Source organism: Microbacterium sp. Au-Mic1 (assembly GCF_021341785.1).
Lineage (GTDB): Bacteria > Actinomycetota > Actinomycetes > Actinomycetales > Microbacteriaceae > Microbacterium.
The window spans coordinates 280781-297355 of record NZ_JAJTTF010000007.1 but is presented as its reverse complement, the minus strand read 5'-3'; the positions used below and the strand labels follow the sequence as shown (position 1 = coordinate 297355).

Sequence of the window (16575 nt, the reverse complement as noted above, 5' to 3'; positions counted from 1 at the left end):
GCCCGCGGCGTCGCCCGATGCTGCGCCGGCCGCGTCCAGCCCGGCAGCGACCGTGTCGTCGCCCGCATCGCCGGCAACGGAGTCTGCGCCGTCGACTCCTGCTTCTTCCGTCCCGGCGGCTGAGCCTCGGGTGGCCCAGTTCCCCGTCGACGAAGAACCTGCCGATGTCGAGGCCATGCCGGCCTCAGGGTGGTACGAGCCGGGGCACGACGGCGACGTCCTCGACGACGAGCCGCCGTTCCCCGACGATGCCGACGACCCCGGCCCCGATGCGGATCCGGGATCCTACGGCGGGCCCCCTGAGCCCGCGATGGCTCCGGTCGGACAGGCGGTGTCCGCGAGCGGCCGAGCGGATACGGCGCCTTCGCCCGCCTCATCCGGCGCACGACCCGAACCGGCGCCGCGGGCGGCGCCGCCGGCCCCGGTGGTCACCGACCGGGTTCCGCGCTCCGGGGCTCCTGGAGTGCAGCGATACGGCGAGGCGGTGGTGCGCCAGGTGCTCGGCGCGAGGTTCGTCCGTGAGGAGCCGTACGAGCCGCAGACCCGGTTCCAGTGAGGGACCGCGACCGCGGCGACCAGCAACAGTGAACGAACGATCATGAGGATCACGAGATGTACGACGGCATCGTCCAGGAGCTGATCGACGAGTTCGGCCGCCTGCCGGGCATCGGCCCGAAATCCGCGCAGCGCATCACGTTCCACATCCTGCAGACGCCCTCCTTCGACGTGAAGCGGCTCGCCGAGCTGCTCTCGGAAGTGCGCGAGCGGGTGCGGTTCTGCGAGATCTGCGGCAACGTCGCGGAGCAGGAGCGCTGCGCGATCTGCCGGGACCCGCGCCGCAACGCCGCGCTCATCTGCGTGGTCGAGGACGCGAAGGACGTCGCGGCGATCGAGCGCACCCGTGAGTTCCGCGGGCTCTACCACGTGCTCGGCGGCGCGATCAGCCCGATCGCGGGGGTGGGGCCGGACGACCTGCGCATCGCTCAACTGATGACGCGCCTCGCCGACGGGACCGTGCAGGAGGTCATCCTCGCCACCAACCCCAACCTCGAGGGCGAAGCGACGGCCAGCTATCTCAGCCGGCTGCTCACCAGCATGCAGATCACCGTCTCGCGGCTCGCGTCCGGCCTGCCGGTGGGCGGCGACCTGGAATACGCCGATGAGGTGACGCTCGGTCGGGCGTTCGAGGGTCGGCGCGTCCTGTGAGCGGCACCGGCTTCAGCCGTCGGGGCTGGCTGCTCTTCGGCGCGATGTGCCTGCTCTGGGGCGTGCCCTACCTCCTCATCAGCGTGGTCGTGGAGTCGTTCTCCCCGCCGGCGATGGTGGCGGGGAGGACCCTCATCGCGGCGCTGCTGCTGCTGCCGTTCGCGATCCGCAGTGGCGCGATCAAGGCCGCATGGAAGCACTGGCCCTGGGTGCTCGCGTTCGGCCTCGTGGAGATGGCGGGTCCGTTCCTCCTGCTCGGCCATGCCGAGCAGTCCCTGCCATCGGGCCTCACGGGTCTGCTGGTCGCGACCGTCCCGCTGTTCGCGGCGCTCATCGCCCTCGGCGGCGGAGACCGCGGCGTGCTGCGGCCGGCGCGGCTGATCGGTCTGCTCGTCGGCTTCGTCGGCGTCGGCGTGGTGGTCGCCGGTCCCGGGCTGACCGGCGGCAAGGTCGACCTCTTCGCCGCGGGGGAGGTGCTGCTCGTCGCCGTGCTCTATGCGACGGCGCCGTTCATCGTCGCCCGCAAGCTCGGCCACGTACCGTCGATCGGAACGATCACGCTCGCGCTCCTGTTCATCGGGATCCTCTACCTGCCGGTCGCGCTGCTGACCCAGCACCAGGTGCCGACGGTGCCGTCGATCGCGGCTCTGATCGCGCTGGGCGTGATCTGCACCGCCATCGCGTTCCTGGCCTTCTTCGCCCTCATCAAGGAGGTCGGCCCGGTCCGAGCTCCGCTGTTCACCTACGTCAACCCCGTGATCGCGATTATCCTCGGGGCCATCGTGCTCGCCGAGCCGCTCACACCCGGGCTGCTCGTCGGGTTCCCGCTGGTGATCATCGGATGCTGGTTCGCCGGCACCGGCGGTCGGCTGCGGCCGAAGGCGGCGGTCGACGAGACCGCGGTGGAGCTGACCGCCGAGCCGGTGCCGCCGGCCGCAGCGCCCACGCGCAGGCCGGCGGCGGGCCCGGAGGTCAGGACGCCCGACGGATCCCCTTCCACAGAGTGATCAGCAGCAGCACGAAGGCCGCCCCGATCAGGATGTGACCGGCGCCGGCGATTCCGGAGATGGCCTTGGACGCCTCGATCTTCAGCACATCCAGGATCCCGTGCCACATCATCATGGATCCCGTCACCAGCACGCCGGCGTTGTAGATCCAGAAGAACCAGCGGAACAGGCGGCTCGACGAGAGTGAGAACGCCTTCTCCAGGGCGAGCACGATGAGGGTGACGATTGCGCCGAGGGTGAGCAGGTGCGTGTGCACGAGTGCGAGCTGCCCGCTGAAGCCGTTCGGAAAGCCCTGTGCCTTCGTGAACTCGCGGTAGAACAGCCCGGCGGCGAGCCCCAGGGTGATCCAGACGACGGTGGAGATGAAGAGCTGGGTGAGCGCGCGACGCTGAGCGGGCGCGGCGGAGGGCGAGGATGCGATGTCGGCGGAAGCGGTCATGATCCCACCCTCCCCGCATCCGCCTCCCCGCGCATCCATCGAACGAACGAGGCCCGGGGCTGGGCAGACGTCCCACCGACCCGGGAGAATCGGAGCATGACCACCGCGCCCGCCTCCGCCCGTCGGCAGATGCTGCGCGGCGCGCGTTTCGCCCTGCACCTCATCACGGTCGTGCTCGTCGTCGTCACCACCGCTCGCGCGGGCATCGAGGGGGAGCTGCTGCCCGTTCTGCTCGCCGCGGCCGTGTACCTGGCGTGGTACGGCGCCGGTGCCGGGTTCGCGCACAAACGGGCCGCGGTCTGGTGGATGCTGGGGCTGCTCGCGATCTGGATCGGAATGCTCGCGCTGTCCGCGGAGTTCGTCTGGCTCGCGTTCCCGCTGCTGCTGCTCGCAGGGCACGTGCTGAGGCTGCCGTGGTCGCTCGGCTTCGTCGCGGTCGTGCTCGTCGCATCGATCGTCGCCCCGATGCTCCATCCCGGCGGGGTGCAACCCGGAACCTCGCTCGCCCACCTCATCGGGCCGCTCGTCGGGGGCGGCTTCGCCTTCGCGGTGTCGCTCGGCTACGACGCGATGCTGCGCGATGCGGCCGAGCGGGAGCGACTCATCGACTCGATGCTGCGCGCACAGCATGAGGCGGAGCGCCTGCACGACGAGCTCGCCGCGAGTCAGCGCGAGGCCGGTGCCACGCGCGAGCGCACGCGACTCGCCCGCGATCTGCACGACACCATCGCGCAGGAGCTCAGCACGATCGTCATGCTCGCCCGCCTGGATCCGGTGGATCCTGCGGGAAGCGCCGCTGCGGATCCCGCGGTTCCTGCCCCAGGGGCGCGTCCTGATCGCACCGCCCAGATCGAGCAGCTCGCCCAGCATTCGCTCACCGAGCTGCGCCGCATCGTTGCGGCACTCGCCCCCGCGGATCTCGACGAGTCCGCGCTCTCCGCCGCTCTCGACCGCATGCTCGATGCCCTGCACGACGAGACCGGCGTCACCGGCGCGCTGCAGGTGGATCCGGACCTGCCCCCGCTCTCGACGCCGATCGAGGTCGCACTGCTGCGCGTCGCCCAGTCCGCGCTGGCGAACGTGCGTCGGCACGCGCACGCGGAGACGGTGCACGTGGCCCTGACGGCCGCAGGCGGATCCGTCCGCCTGCGGATCGAGGACGACGGCGTCGGATTCGACCAGGCCGTGCGCCCCTCCGACGCGTCGTACGGCCTCGCCGCGATGCGCTCGCGGCTGCGCGAGGGAGGCGGGGAGCTCACGATCCGCTCCGCTCCCGGCGCCGGGACCACGATCGAGGCGACACTGCCGCTCGGCACGGGGGCGAGCCTCGGCGCGGGGGACGGCAGCAGCATCGTCCGGGGCAGCGGCACGGACGGCAACGGGGAAGCGCCAAGCGTCGCGCTGAGCGACCGAAGGGAGTCGAAGTGAGCGTCCGGCTGATCATCGTCGACGACCACCCGATCGTGCGTGCCGGGATCCGCGCCGTCGTCGAGGCGCGCGGCTTCGACGTGCTCGCCGAGGTCGGCACGGGCGAAGAGGCCGTCACAGCCGCCCGCGAGCTGCACCCCGACGTCGTGCTCTGCGATCTGCGCCTCGGGGAGGGCATGGACGGGGTCGCCACGACCGCCGCACTGCGGGCGCTCCCGGGGGCGCCCGCGGTCCTGATCCTCACCACGTTCGACCACGACGCCCAGATCGTCCGGGCGGTCGAGGCGGGTGCCGCCGGTTATCTGCTCAAGGAGGTGGGCATCGAGGTCATCTCCCGGGCGATCGTGGACGCGGCTGCCGGATCCACCGTGCCCACCCCCGGCGGGGACGAGCGCTTGGTCGCCGCGCTGCGTGCACCGCGGGTCGAGCTGACAGCGCGTGAGCAGGAGGTGCTGGCGCTCGTGTCCGAGGGCCTCAGCAACCGCGAGATCGCGGTGCGCCTGTTCGTCACGGAAGCCACGGTGAAGACGCACATCGTGCATCTGCTCGACAAGCTCGGCGCCGAGAGCCGCACGGGCGCCGTCTCCGAGGCCCGCCGCCGCGGCCTGCTCTGAGGCTCCAGGGCGCTCGGCACCGTCACATACCGGATCCGGCATGGAGTGCGCTCGTAGAATGTGCGGTGGTGCGCCGCCCCCGGCGCCCGGCATCCCCCAGGAGTGATCCGTGGCCCTCATCGTGCAGAAGTACGGCGGCTCGTCCGTCGCCGACGCAGAGAGCATCAAGCGCGTCGCGAAGCGCATCGTCGACACGCGCCGCGCCGGACACGACGTCGTCGTGGCCGTGAGCGCCATGGGCGACACCACGGACGAGCTGCTCGACCTCGCGGCCCAGGTCGCGCCGATCCCCGCGCCGCGCGAGCTCGACATGCTGCTGTCGAGCGGCGAGCGCATCTCGATGGCCCTGCTCGCGATGGCGATCCACTCGATGGGCTTCGATGCGCGCTCCTTCACGGGACCGCAGGCCGGGATGCGCACCGACAGCCGGCACGGATCCGCGCGCATCGTCGAGGTCACCCCGACGCGTCTGCGCGAGGCGCTCGACGAGGGCGCCATCGTCATCGTCGCCGGTTTCCAGGGCATCAACGACGACACTCAGGACATCACGACCCTCGGTCGCGGCGGATCCGACACCACCGCGGTCGCGCTCGCCGCCGCCCTCGACGCCGACGTCTGCGAGATCTACAGTGACGTCGACGGCATCTTCACCGCCGACCCGCGCGTGGTCCCGCTCGCGCACAAGCTGTCGCACGTCTCGAGCGAGGAGATGCTCGAGCTGGCCGCGAACGGCGCCAAGGTGCTGTACATCCGCGCCGTCGAGTACGCGCGCCGGCACGGCGTCCTGATCCACGCCCGGTCGAGCTTCACGTCGACGGAGGGCACCTACGTTCTGGGCGAGGGCATGAAGAACCCCCGCGAATCCGAGGGAGCAATCATGGAAGAGCCGATCGTCGCCGGTGTCGCCACCGACCTCAGCCAGGCCAAGGTCACGGTCGCGGGTGTTCCCGACGTGCCGGGCAAGGCCGCGGAGATCTTCAAGATCGTGGCCAAGTCCGGCGCGAACGTCGACATGATCGTGCAGAACGTGTCCGCCGCGTCCACCGGTCGCACCGACATCTCCTTCACGCTGCCGAAGTCCGACGCCTCCGCCGCGCTCAAGGCGCTGGCGGCCGAGCAGTCCGACGTGGGCTTCGAGAGCCTGCTGCACGACGACCAGATCGGCAAGCTGTCGGTCGTGGGCGCCGGCATGCGCACGCACTCGGGCGTCTCCGCCATCCTCTTCGAGGCGCTGTCGATCGCGGGCGTGAACCTGGAGATGATCTCGACCTCCGAGATCCGCATCTCCGTGGTCGTTCGCGGCGACGAGCTGGCCGAGGCCGCGCGCGTGGTGCACGCCGCGTACGGCCTGGACGGCGAGGTCGAAGCCGTCGTCGCCGCCGGCACCGGTCGCTGATCCGCGCGGCGCCGGGTTCCCCGCGAACCCGGTAGAATCGCCCAAACCCTGACACCGGCGCCAGGCGTGGATCGATCCGCCACACCCGGCGACCGCGCCTCCGCCTCGTCCGCCGTTCGGCACCCGCCACGGCACGAAGCCAAGGAAGCACCCTCATGACCCGCATCTCCGACTCAGGATTCTCCGTCGCCATCGTCGGCGCCACCGGCCAGGTGGGCACCGTCATGCGCGACATCCTCGCGGAGCGCGCCTTCCCGATCCGCGAGCTGCGCCTGTTCGCCTCGGCCCGCTCTGCCGGCACCGCGATCGACTTCGGCGGCACCCCCGTCATCGTCGAGGACGTGGAGACGGCGGACCCGGCCGGCATCGAGATCGCGCTCTTCTCCGCCGGAGCGACCGCGAGCCGGGCCTATGCGCCGCGCTTCGCCGCGGCCGGTGCCGTGGTCGTGGACAACTCCAGCGCGTGGCGGATGGACCCCGAGGTGCCGCTGGTGGTGAGCGAGGTCAACCCCGAGGCGATCGCGGACACACCCAAGGGCATCATCGCGAACCCGAACTGCACCACGATGGCCGCGATGCCCGTGCTCAAGGCGCTGCATGCCGAAGCGGGTCTCGAGCGCCTGATCGTGAGCACCTACCAGGCCGTGAGCGGATCCGGCCTCGCCGGCGCGCAGGAGCTGCTCGGCCAGGTCGAGGGCGTGCTCGCCCAGGGTGACACCCTGCGGCTCGTGCACGACGGGTCCGCGCTCGACTTCCCGCAGCCGGAGAAGTACGTGGCGCCGATCGCGTTCGACGTCATCCCGCTCGCCGGATCCGTCGTCGACGACGGTCTCAACGAGACCGATGAGGAGAAGAAGCTCCGCAACGAGAGCCGCAAGATCCTCGGCCTCCCGGATCTGCGCGTCGCGGGCACGTGCGTGCGGGTGCCGGTGTTCACCGGGCACTCACTGTCGATCAACGTCGAGTTCGCGAACGACATCAGCCCGCAGCGCGCGTACGACGTGCTGGCTGCGGCGCCGGGTGTCGTGGTCGAAGAGGTGCCGACGCCGCTGTACGCCGCGGGCAAGGACCCGAGCTACGTCGGCCGGATCCGCGCCGACCAGTCCGCTCCGGAGGGCAAGGGCCTCGTGCTGTTCATCAGCAACGACAACCTGCGCAAGGGTGCCGCGCTGAACGCGGTCCAGGTCGCCGAGCTCGTGGCGGCGCGTCTCGGATCCTGAGGTCCTCGCCAGCCGGGGAAAGTCCGGGATCCGCACCTCTCGACGGTGATGTCCGTCGTGGCGAATGTCCGGCGACGGATGGCCGCCACGGCGAAGAACTCGACTCTCGCGGACAACTAGACTGTTCGAGTGACTGAATCCGTCGACGTCGTCCTCATCGGCGGTGGCATCATGAGCGCCACCCTGGGAACCCTGCTGCGGGAACTGCAGCCCGACTGGAAGGTCGTCGCCTTCGAGCGGCTGAGCGACGTCGCAGAGGAGAGCTCGAACGCGTGGAACAACGCGGGCACGGGCCACGCGGCCCTGTGCGAGCTGAACTACATGCCCGAGGGCAAGGGCGGCGCGCTGGATCCCGCGAAGGCGATCGGCATCAACGAGCAGTTCCAGCTCAGCCGTCAGCTGTGGTCGACGCTGGTCGACCGCGGTGTGCTCGACGCGCCCACGACGTTCATCAACTCCACGCCGCACATGACGTTCGTGCGCGGGCAGAAGGACGTCGACTACCTGCGCCACCGCTATGAGGTCCTCAAGGAGCAGCCGCTGTTCGCGGGGATCGAGTTCAGCGAGGACTCCCGCGTGATCAACCAGTGGGCGCCGCTGCTGATGGAGCAGCGCCGCAAGGGCGAGCCGTTCGCCGCGACCCGGGTGCCGAGCGGCACCGATGTCGACTTCGGATCCCTCACCCGCCAGCTCTTCGATCACCTCACCGAGGACGACCGCTTCACGCTGCTGCGCAACCACGAGGTCCGCAAACTCAAGCAGCGCAAGGACGGCACCTGGGACGTGCGGTACCGCAACGTGATCGGCAATGCCCCGGGCTCGATCAACGCCCGCTTCGTGTTCGTCGGCGCGGGCGGCTGGGCGCTCAAGCTGCTGCAGGGCTCCGGCATCTCCGAGATCAAGGGCTACGGCTGCTTCCCGATCGGCGGGCAGTGGCTGAAGACATCGAACCCGGCGATCGTCGCCAAGCATCAGGCCAAGGTCTACTCGCAGGCGCCGGTCGGTGCACCGCCGATGTCGGTGCCGCACCTCGACACCCGCGTGGTCGACGGGGAGACGAGCCTGCTGTTCGGCCCGTTCGCCACGTTCAGCCCGAAGTTCCTGAAGCAGGGCGGGATGCTGGACATCGTCACCCAGGTGCGCGCCCACAACCTGGGCAGCATGCTCAAGGTGGCGTTCACCAACGTCGACCTCATCAAGTACCTGGTCAGCGAGCTGCTGAAGACGCACCGCAAGAAGGTCGACACACTGCGCGAGTTCATGCCCACTGCGCAGGACGAGGACTGGGAGCTGCTGCAGGCCGGTCAGCGCGCGCAGGTCATGAAGGGCGGCAAGCTGCAGTTCGGCACCGAGGTCGTCGCGGCGGCCGACGGCACGATCGCGGGCCTGCTCGGCGCCTCCCCGGGGGCGTCCACGGCCGTGCCGGTCATGCTCGACGTGCTGCAGCGCTGCTTCCCGGAGCAGTACGGCGACTGGGAGCCGAAGCTGCAGGAGCTGATCCCGACGCTCGGCGAGAAGCTCAACGACTCCGCGGCGGACGCGCGCGCATCGATGGGCGCCACGGCGAAGACGCTCGACCTGACGGCCTGATCCGGCGCCGTGGCCAAGCTGTACTTCCGCTACGGGGCGATGAACTCCGGCAAGTCCACGGCTCTGCTGCAGGCCGCCTACAACTACGAGGAACGCGGCCAGCACGTGCTGCTCGCCAAGCCCGCGATCGACACCAAGGGTGCCTCGCAGGTCGAGAGTCGTCTCGGCATGACGCGCGAGGTCGACTTCCTGATCGGAGCGACGGAGGGCGCGAGGGCGCTGTTCCATCGGGAGCGCGACCGCGTCCGGCGTGCCGGCAACGACGTCGCCTGCCTGCTCGTGGACGAGGCGCAGTTCCTGGACCCGGCGCAGGTCGATGACCTGTTCCGCATCGCGGTCGAGGATGACATCCCCGTACTCGCGTACGGCATCCGCAACGACTTCCTCACGCACGCCTTCCCGGGATCCGGGCGGCTGCTCGCGATCGCGCACACGCTCGAGGAGCTCAAGACGATCTGCCGCTGCGGTCGCAAGGCCGTGTTCAACGGCCGTCGGATCGGGGACCGCTTCGTGTTCGATGGCGACCAGGTCGCGATCGACGGCGCCGGCGACCAGGTCGTCACCACCTACGAGTCGCTGTGCGGTCACTGCTATCTGCAGGAATCCGGCGGTCGCCTGGGCTGAGGCGATGGGACTCGCCCCTGCTCGAGGGAGACGCTTCCGGTTTCGGGGAGCGATGCTCGCTGTGGATTCGGCCAATCGGCGACAGACTTCGCTCTTCGAACGAGGATGACGCGACGGGTTGCGTGGTCTGACCACAGACCCTAGGCTGTGGTCAGACCACAGGAGGACGGATGCCCGATCGCAGAGATGCGCCCGCGCGCACCTGGCGCACGGTGCTGCAGCACGTAGAGCAGCGCTTGGTCGACGGCGAACTCGGGCCCGGCGACCGGCTGCCCAGTGAACGCGATCTCGCGGCCGAGCTCGGCGTGGGGCGCTCCAGTGTGCGAGAGGCGATCCGCGTGCTCGAGGTGATGGGACTCATCCGCACGTCGACCGGATCCGGCCCGCAGGCGGGGGCGATCGTCATCGCGGCCCCGGGCGGGGGGCTGTCCGCGCTGCTGCGCCTCCAGGTCGCCGCTCAGAGCTTCCCCATCGCCGATATCGTCGGCACGCGCCTCATCCTGGAGCAGGCGGTCGTCACGGCCCTGGCCGGGGGAGCGGCCGACACGGCGGAGGCCCATCGGCTCCTCGACGCGATGGACGCCGACCTCAGCGCCGCCGACTTCCTCGCGCTCGACGCTCAACTGCACCTCACTCTGGCCGAGGCCAGCGGGAACTCCGTCGTCGCGGCGATGATGACAGGACTGCGCGACAGCATCGAATCGTACGTGCGCACCGGATCCGCCGGAATCGAAGACTGGACGGACATGGCGGCCCGGCTCCGGGCAGAGCACCGCGGCATCGTCCGTGCGATCGACGAGGGCCGGGCCAACGCGGCCGCGGCGCTCGTGCGCGAGCACATCACCGGCTATTACGCCGCGACCGGCCTGGCCGGCGCCGGCGACCTCCACCTCTGATCGGAAGGAACCCCCTCATGGTGCAGCGCCAGCTCCCCAACCCCGCCGAGATCCTCGAACTGATGACGTTCAAGGCGCCCGAGTTCGACGGCACGAAGCGTCGCCTCGAGGGGGCGCTGACGATCTCGGATCTGCGTACGATCGCGAAGCGGCGCACCCCGAAGGCGGCCTTCGACTACACCGACGGCGCAGCCGAAGGAGAGTTGTCGCTCGCGCGCGCGCGGCAGGCGTTCGAGGACGTCGAGTTCCACCCGGGGATCCTCGCACCGGCTCCCGAGCTCGACACCTCCACCACGATCCTGGGCGGCCCGAGCGCGCTGCCCTTCGGGATCGCACCGACGGGGTTCACGCGTCTCATGCAGACCGAGGGGGAGATCGCCGGGGCGGGCGCGGCGGCCGCCGCCGGTATCCCGTTCACGCTGTCCACGCTCGGCACGACCTCGATCGAGGACGTGCGCACGACCAATCCCGCCGGGCGCAACTGGTTCCAGCTCTACGTGATGCGCGACCGTGAGATCTCCTACGGCCTCACCCGCCGCGCCGCGGAGGCGGGCTTCGACACGCTGATGTTCACCGTCGACACCCCGGTGGCCGGTGCACGCCTGCGGGACAAGCGCAACGGCTTCTCGATCCCCCCGCAGCTGACCCTCGGCACGATCCTGAACGCGATCCCTCGGCCGTGGTGGTGGATCGATTTCCTCACCACGCCCAAGCTCGAGTTCGCATCCCTGTCGACGACCGGGGGCACGGTGGGGGAGTTGCTCGACGCGGCGATGGATCCCACGATCAGCTACGACGACCTCGAGGTCATCCGGAGCATCTGGCCGGGCAAGCTCGTCGTGAAGGGCGTGCAGACGGTCGAGGACGCGGTGAGACTCAAGAACACCCACGGGGTGGATGGAGTGGTGCTGTCCAACCACGGCGGTCGCCAGCTCGACCGGGCGCCGATCCCGTTCCACCTGCTGCCGCAGGTGCGCAAGGCCGTCGGCGACGACTTCACCGTCATGGTCGACACCGGCATCATGAATGGCGCCGATATCGTCGCCGCGGTCGCGCTCGGCGCGGACTTCACGCTCATCGGCCGCGCCTACCTGTACGGGCTCATGGCCGGCGGACGGCGCGGGGTCGATCGCACGATCGCGATCCTGCGTACCGAGATCGAGCGCACCATGCGCCTGCTCGGCGTCTCGTCGCTGGCTGAACTGGAGCCGCGTCACGTCACGCAGCTGACCCGCATGGTGCCGGTGGCGCCGGCACTCGCCGCCGCCGTCCGCTGAGCCTCATCCGCGTTCGGGGAGCGATGTTGGTCCTGTTTCGACCGTTGAAGCGACGAACATCGCTCCCTGAACGCGGAGGCCGCCCCGTCAGAGCGTGGGTAGCAGGGCGTCCAGGTGGTCGGCTGTGTCCTCCCAGCCCTCCACGGCGACACAGGGCACGCCGAGGGCCTTGACGGGATAGTCGTTGCCGCCCTCGTCGAGGCGGTCGCCGTAGAAGAGCATGTCCGCGAACGGGATGCCGGTGCGGTCGGCGAGCTCGGTCATGCCGTAGGCCTTGTCGATCCCGGCGCGCGTGATGTCGATCGAGGTGGATCCGCCGGACCGGACCTCCAGGTCGGGCACGCGAGGGGAGACGGCGTCGCGGAGCGCGGCGCGGCGGGATCCGTCGGGGTCCCAGGCCTTCTTCGCGTCGTGGGGGGCTTTCTGGCCGAGGGCGGAGAAGGTGATCTGTGAACCGCGGTCCTCGAGGATGGGCCCCCAGGTCTCGCTCTCCCAGAGCTCGAGGCGGCGCGCCTCTTCCTCGAGTGCAGTGAGGGCAGCGGTCTTCTGTGCCTCGGTGAGGTCATGCGCGTAGAGCAGCGAGAAGCCGGATCCGTCGTAGCGGAGGTAACGGGTGCCGCACGTCGGCAGCAGGTGGATGCGCTGCAGGAGCCGGTCGTCGGCTTCGCCGAGTCGCGAGACGACCTGGGTGCGGAACTGCTCCTCGTTGCCACCGGAGATGATCGCGACCTCGACCCGGCCGGCCAGGGCGAGGAGTAGGTCCGCGATGCGGGGGTCGATCGCACTCTTGGAGGGGGCGAGGGTGTCATCGAGGTCGAAGGCGACCAGGCGGGGCGTCGTCATAGCAGTTCCAGCGTAGAGGATCCGGGTGAGAGCGAGCCGGGCGGACTTCGACCGTCGGACGTGCGCCGCACGCGGTGACTCGAACGCCGCCGGAATGCGAGAAGCAACAGAGGGATCGACCCTGGCGGGTCGATCCCTCTGTTGTGTTTACGTCGGGGTGCATCCCCAGGCGCTTCTCCACACGTCGCATTCGCGACGCGCGGAGCCTCTGCGCTGGGGCCCCGCCCGACATCACGAAACAACGCCAGAGGGACCGACCCTGCGGGCCGGTCCCTCTGGCGTTGGTCGGGGTGACAGGATTTGAACCTGCGGCCTCTTCGTCCCGAACGAAGCGCGCTACCAAGCTGCGCCACACCCCGTGGCAACCGTTCAAGTCTATACGGAAACGAGCTCGGGGCCGAATCGAGGCGGAACCCGCGCGTGGCGGATCCGGCGATCACCCGCGGGGCAGCAGCGTCAGCAGCGTCGCCTCGGGGCGGCAGGCGAAGCGGACCGGCGCGTAGATCGAGTGACCGCAGCCCGCGCTCACGTTCAGCGGTACCGTGCGGCCCGCGTGAGTCCAGGTGCTGAGACCCTTCGCCTGCTTCAGGGGGATGTCGCAGTTGGCCACGATCGCTCCGAAGCCGGGGATGCACACCTGTCCGCCGTGCGTGTGACCGCCGAGGATCGCGTCCGCTCCGAGATCCGTGAACGCGTTCAGGACGCGCTGGTACGGGGCGTGGGTGACGCCCAGCACGGGCACGTCGACCGGGCGCGGGCCCAGCGCGTCGATCGCGGCGGGAAGCGCGTCGAGCTCATCCCAGTCGCGGTGCGCGTCGTCGACGCCGAACAGATCCACTCGGGATCCCGCGACCTGGAGACTCGCCGCGGTGTTGTCCAGATCCGTCCAGCCGAGCTCGTCGGCGAAGAAGCGGTCCAGGGCCTCGGTGTCGAGCTTCGGGGCCGTGATCGAGCGCGCAGAAGGGCCCATGAAGTAGCGGAACGGATTGCGCGGCGATGGCCCGAACTTGTCGTTGGATCCGTGCACGAAGACCCCGGGCGTCCCGGCGAACGGGGCGAACGCAGCGCGGATGCCGTCGAGTCCGTCCTCGTGGCCGAGGTTGTCGCCGGTGTTCACGACGAGATCGGGACGCAGTTCGGCCAAGGAGGCGAGCCAGCGCTGCTTGCGGTGCTGCCAGGGCGCCATGTGGGCGTCGGACACGTGCAGGATCCGCATCGGGCGCGACCCCGCCGGCAGCGATCGGGCCGTGGCGTGGCGCAGCGTGAAGAGGTAGCGCTCGATGCCGATGCCCCAGGTGGCGGCCGCGACACCGGCGGCCCCCACCGCACCGAGTGCGATGAGGGCCGAACGGGTGGTGCGAGAGGACGTCATCCTCAGCAGTTCTTCTTCACGTAGTTGAGCGTGACCGAGGACCCCTTGGGGGCGGCTGTCCCCGCGACCGGGTTCGTCGCCGACACGGTGCCGGAGTCGTCGCCATTGCCGGGCGTGCAGGTGCCCTTCACGGCCTGGAAACCGGCCGTCTTGAGCGCGTTCGCCGCGTCGCCCATCGTCATGCCGACGACGTTCGGCACGGACGCACCCTGCCCATTGCTCGGACTGATCGTGATCGTGCTGCCCGTGACGACCTGACCGGGGCCCGGGTCCTGCTGGGCGACCTGGTCCGTCGGGAGGTTGCTCTGCACGGCGGCGCCGACCGAGACCGAGAACCCGGCGCCCTCGAGCGTCTGCGTCGCCTGGTCGACGGTCATGCCGATGACGCTCGGCAGGTTCGTGTACGACTGCTTGAGCTGGCTCTGCACCGGGTCCGGGAACGCCCCGCCGGGGAACAGGCTGTCGGCCGCGCTGAGGATCGCCCTGCTCAGCGGATAACGGATGTTCGGCACGCCGATGTCCTGAGTGGAGAAGTCGTTGATGTTCACGTCGCCGCTGGCCTGACCGACCCAGACTCCGGTGGTGGAGGTCGTGGAGGAGGACATGAGCATCGTCTGCGCGTTGTTGTGCGAACCGGTCTTGCCGATCAGCGGGGTTCCGTCGAAGGGGTTCGCCTGGGAGCCCGTACCGCCGCTGTTCATCACGCCCTGAAGGGCGTACGCCGCTCCGGCGGCGATCTCCGGCTTGATGACCTCGGTGCACGTGGTCGGCGCGAGCGGGATGTCGGCGCCGTCGGGGCCCGTGATCTTCTCGATCGCGTGCGGATCGCAGCGCGTGCCGTTGTTCGCGATCGCCGCGTAGACCGCGGCCATGTCCAGAGGCGCGATGTTCTTCGAGCCGAGGACGTCGAACGGCGCGGGCGCCGACGCGAGAATGTTCCCTTGATCGTCGACGACGTTCTCCCGATTGTTGACCGGGACCATCTTGCCCTTGTACTCCGTGCCGAGGTGCACGCCCATGCGGGCGGCGAGATCGTTGATGTCGCAGAGGTCCAGCTTCGAGGCCATGCCCAGGAATCCGCTGTTCAGCGACAGCCTGGTGAACTCCATCGGCGTTCCGGTGAACCCGCGCTGGTTCTGGAAGTTGCCGATCTCGCCGGTGTCCGCCGTCATCGTGCTGGTGCCGCACTTGAACGTCATCCGCTTGAGGTTGCCGTCCACGGACTCGCGCAGGGAGTGACCCTTCTCGAGCCAGTCGAGGAGTGTGAACACCTTGTACGTCGATCCGACGGAGAAGCCGATACCGCCGCCGTGCGCCTGGTCGGCGGCATACACGATACCGGTCTGCCCGGGGGGTGCGTCCTGCGACTCGTTGAAGACGGTGTTCTGCGCGAGCGCGAGGATCTTGCCCGTCTTGGGGTCCAGGTTCACGGCTGCTGCCCCGAAGTCCATGCCGTCGATGGTGGGCGTGGTGTAGTCGTGCATGGCCTGCACGGCGGCGCCCTGCATCGGCGCGGACAGGGTCGTGTAGACGTTCAGGCCACCGCGGAGCAGCTTGTCCGAGCGGTCCTTCTGCGGTCCGAGTGCGGAGTCGAGCGACGAGTCGCCCTCGAGCGTCGCCTGCACGTACTTGCAGAAGTAGGCGTTGTCGCCGGCGTCGGCACACCCCGACGAGGGCGTCTTGATCGCCGGGGTGATCGGCTGCGCCTTGTCGGCCTCGTACTCCGCCTTGGTGATCTTTCCGAGCACCTCCATGCGGCTGAGCACGTAGTTCCGGCGCACGAGGGTGTCGTGGTAGCCGTCCGCCTGGGAGTTCTTGCAGTTCTTGCCGTCCTTGTCGCAGTCGTACGTGCCGCCGGGCATGTCGATGCGGAAGGCGTTCGGGTTCTGCACCATGCCGACCAGGGTCGCGGCCTGCACCGCGTTGAGCTGCGAGGCGGAGACGCTGAAGTAGCGCTGGGCTGCGGCCTCGATGCCGTAGGTGGTGCCGCCGAAGTTCACCAGGTTCAGGTACCCGATGAGGATGTCGTTCTTGGAGTACTGCTTCTCGATCGCCGTGGCGTAGCGGATCTCCTGCAGCTTGCGTGCGATGCCCTTGGAGCCGACGGCGGAGGCGGCGTCGACCCAGCACTGGTTCAGCTTGTCGTCGCGCTTCGGGTCGGAGAGGGGGACGCCCTTCTCACACTCCTGCAGCAGCACGTTCTTGACGTACTGCTGGCTGATGGACGACCCGCCGTTGGTGGCGGATCCGCTCACGTTGCCGACGATCGCCTTCAGGGTTCCGGCGATGTCGATGCCGCCGTGCGAGTAGAAGTTCTTGTCCTCGCTCGCCAGCAGTGCGTCGTACAGCACCGGCGCGACCTGGCCGTACGCCACCGGGACGCGGTTCTGGTCGTAGAAGCGCGCCATCACCTGATCGTTGCCGGCAGCGTCCTTGGAGTAGATCGTCGTCGGCTGCATCGGACGGTCGACCTTCAGGTTGGAGGGCAGGCCCTCGAACATGTCGATCGACTGGGCGGCGGCTGCTCCGGTGACGGCGAACACCGGAGTCACAGTGGCCGTGACGAGCACACCGGCGACGACGCTGAGACCGACAAGGCCGGCCAGGCCGCTGAGCACGCCGGTGAGCGTGCGTTTGGTCTGAGGCATACGCTTGATCGTAGG

At 69.6% G+C, this 16575-nt stretch carries 15 protein-coding genes and 1 tRNA gene; 11 read left to right on the top strand and 5 right to left on the bottom strand.

Translation table 11 applies throughout. From position 1 onward, the window contains the following. Positions 1–130: 130 nt before the first annotated feature. Genes LXM50_RS12010 through LXM50_RS12000 form a run of 3 tightly spaced genes read left to right on the top strand, consistent with a single transcriptional unit; the run spans position 131 to position 2213 of the window. Positions 131–556: a hypothetical protein gene (locus LXM50_RS12010; protein ID WP_233311552.1), complete on the top strand. Its 426-nt coding sequence runs from the start codon at positions 131–133 to the stop codon at positions 554–556. 56 nt (positions 557–612) lie between these two features. Beyond that, positions 613–1206 carry a recombination mediator RecR gene (recR, locus tag LXM50_RS12005; protein ID WP_233311551.1) on the top strand — a complete coding sequence of 198 codons (594 nt, stop codon included), beginning with the start codon at positions 613–615 and terminating at the stop codon, positions 1204–1206. Continuing rightward, complete coding sequence (locus LXM50_RS12000) at positions 1203–2213, top strand: DMT family transporter (RefSeq protein ID WP_233311550.1); 1011 nt, start codon at positions 1203–1205, stop codon at positions 2211–2213. Before recR ends, LXM50_RS12000 begins: the two co-directional genes overlap by 4 nt. On the opposite strand, the gene LXM50_RS11995 is transcribed toward LXM50_RS12000, so the two are convergent. Further along, positions 2179–2652: a DUF2871 domain-containing protein gene (locus LXM50_RS11995; RefSeq protein WP_233311549.1), complete on the bottom strand. Its 474-nt coding sequence runs from the start codon at positions 2650–2652 to the stop codon at positions 2179–2181. The two genes, LXM50_RS12000 and LXM50_RS11995, sit on opposite strands and share 35 nt — an antisense overlap. Positions 2653–2748: 96 nt before the next feature. Here LXM50_RS11995 and LXM50_RS11990 point away from each other — a divergent pair, with 96 nt between their 5' ends. The 8 genes from LXM50_RS11990 (at position 2749) to LXM50_RS11955 (ending at position 11697) form a co-directional block, all read left to right on the top strand. Next, positions 2749–4080 carry a sensor histidine kinase gene (locus LXM50_RS11990; protein ID WP_233311548.1) on the top strand — a complete coding sequence of 444 codons (1332 nt, stop codon included), beginning with the start codon at positions 2749–2751 and terminating at the stop codon, positions 4078–4080. Further along, positions 4077–4694: a response regulator transcription factor gene (locus tag LXM50_RS11985; RefSeq protein WP_233311547.1), complete on the top strand. Its 618-nt coding sequence runs from the start codon at positions 4077–4079 to the stop codon at positions 4692–4694. Before LXM50_RS11990 ends, LXM50_RS11985 begins: the two co-directional genes overlap by 4 nt. A gap of 109 nt (positions 4695–4803) precedes the next feature. After that, positions 4804–6090: an aspartate kinase gene (locus LXM50_RS11980; RefSeq protein WP_233311546.1), complete on the top strand. Its 1287-nt coding sequence runs from the start codon at positions 4804–4806 to the stop codon at positions 6088–6090. A 155-nt stretch (positions 6091–6245) separates the two neighbouring features. Further along, on the top strand, positions 6246–7310 hold the full coding sequence (locus LXM50_RS11975) for an aspartate-semialdehyde dehydrogenase (protein WP_233311545.1): 1065 nt from the start codon (positions 6246–6248) through the stop codon (positions 7308–7310). Positions 7311–7439: 129 nt separating this feature from the next. Further along, positions 7440–8900, top strand: coding sequence for a malate dehydrogenase (quinone) (gene mqo, locus LXM50_RS11970; RefSeq protein ID WP_308192523.1), 1461 nt, complete (start codon positions 7440–7442; stop codon positions 8898–8900). A 9-nt stretch (positions 8901–8909) separates the two neighbouring features. Then, the gene (locus LXM50_RS11965) at positions 8910–9524 is read left to right on the top strand and encodes a thymidine kinase (protein WP_233311544.1); all 615 of its coding nucleotides are present in this window, start codon (positions 8910–8912) and stop codon (positions 9522–9524) included. 170 nt (positions 9525–9694) lie between these two features. After that, a complete protein-coding gene (locus LXM50_RS11960; RefSeq protein ID WP_233311543.1) occupies positions 9695–10420 on the top strand; it encodes a FadR/GntR family transcriptional regulator in 726 nt (241 codons plus the stop codon). A 17-nt stretch (positions 10421–10437) separates the two neighbouring features. Then, positions 10438–11697 (top strand): alpha-hydroxy acid oxidase, encoded by a 1260-nt coding sequence (locus LXM50_RS11955; protein ID WP_233311542.1) that lies wholly within the window; start codon positions 10438–10440, stop codon positions 11695–11697. 87 nt (positions 11698–11784) lie between these two features. Here LXM50_RS11955 and LXM50_RS11950 read toward each other — a convergent pair whose 3' ends face one another. The 4 genes from LXM50_RS11950 to LXM50_RS11935 form a co-directional block, all read right to left on the bottom strand. Further along, positions 11785–12540, bottom strand: coding sequence for an HAD-IIB family hydrolase (locus LXM50_RS11950; RefSeq protein ID WP_233311541.1), 756 nt, complete (start codon positions 12538–12540; stop codon positions 11785–11787). A gap of 282 nt (positions 12541–12822) precedes the next feature. After that, positions 12823–12899, bottom strand: a tRNA-Pro gene (locus LXM50_RS11945). A gap of 77 nt (positions 12900–12976) precedes the next feature. Further along, on the bottom strand, positions 12977–13912 hold the full coding sequence (locus LXM50_RS11940) for a metallophosphoesterase (RefSeq protein WP_233311540.1): 936 nt from the start codon (positions 13910–13912) through the stop codon (positions 12977–12979). Between the two features lie 2 nt (positions 13913–13914). Further along, the gene (locus tag LXM50_RS11935) at positions 13915–16560 is read right to left on the bottom strand and encodes a penicillin-binding protein (RefSeq protein ID WP_233311539.1); all 2646 of its coding nucleotides are present in this window, start codon (positions 16558–16560) and stop codon (positions 13915–13917) included. Positions 16561–16575 lie beyond the last annotated feature (15 nt).

Coding starts and splice junctions, on each gene's coding strand:
- recR (WP_233311551.1), top strand. CDS start 613: ATGTACGACGGCATCGTCCAGGAGCTGATCGACGAGTTCGGCCGCCTG.
- LXM50_RS11995 (WP_233311549.1), bottom strand. CDS start 2,652: ATGACCGCTTCCGCCGACATCGCATCCTCGCCCTCCGCCGCGCCCGCT.
- LXM50_RS11990 (WP_233311548.1), top strand. CDS start 2,749: ATGACCACCGCGCCCGCCTCCGCCCGTCGGCAGATGCTGCGCGGCGCG.
- LXM50_RS11975 (WP_233311545.1), top strand. CDS start 6,246: ATGACCCGCATCTCCGACTCAGGATTCTCCGTCGCCATCGTCGGCGCC.
- LXM50_RS11960 (WP_233311543.1), top strand. CDS start 9,695: ATGCCCGATCGCAGAGATGCGCCCGCGCGCACCTGGCGCACGGTGCTG.
- LXM50_RS11955 (WP_233311542.1), top strand. CDS start 10,438: ATGGTGCAGCGCCAGCTCCCCAACCCCGCCGAGATCCTCGAACTGATG.
- LXM50_RS11950 (WP_233311541.1), bottom strand. CDS start 12,540: ATGACGACGCCCCGCCTGGTCGCCTTCGACCTCGATGACACCCTCGCC.
- LXM50_RS11940 (WP_233311540.1), bottom strand. CDS start 13,912: ATGACGTCCTCTCGCACCACCCGTTCGGCCCTCATCGCACTCGGTGCG.
- LXM50_RS11935 (WP_233311539.1), bottom strand. CDS start 16,560: ATGCCTCAGACCAAACGCACGCTCACCGGCGTGCTCAGCGGCCTGGCC.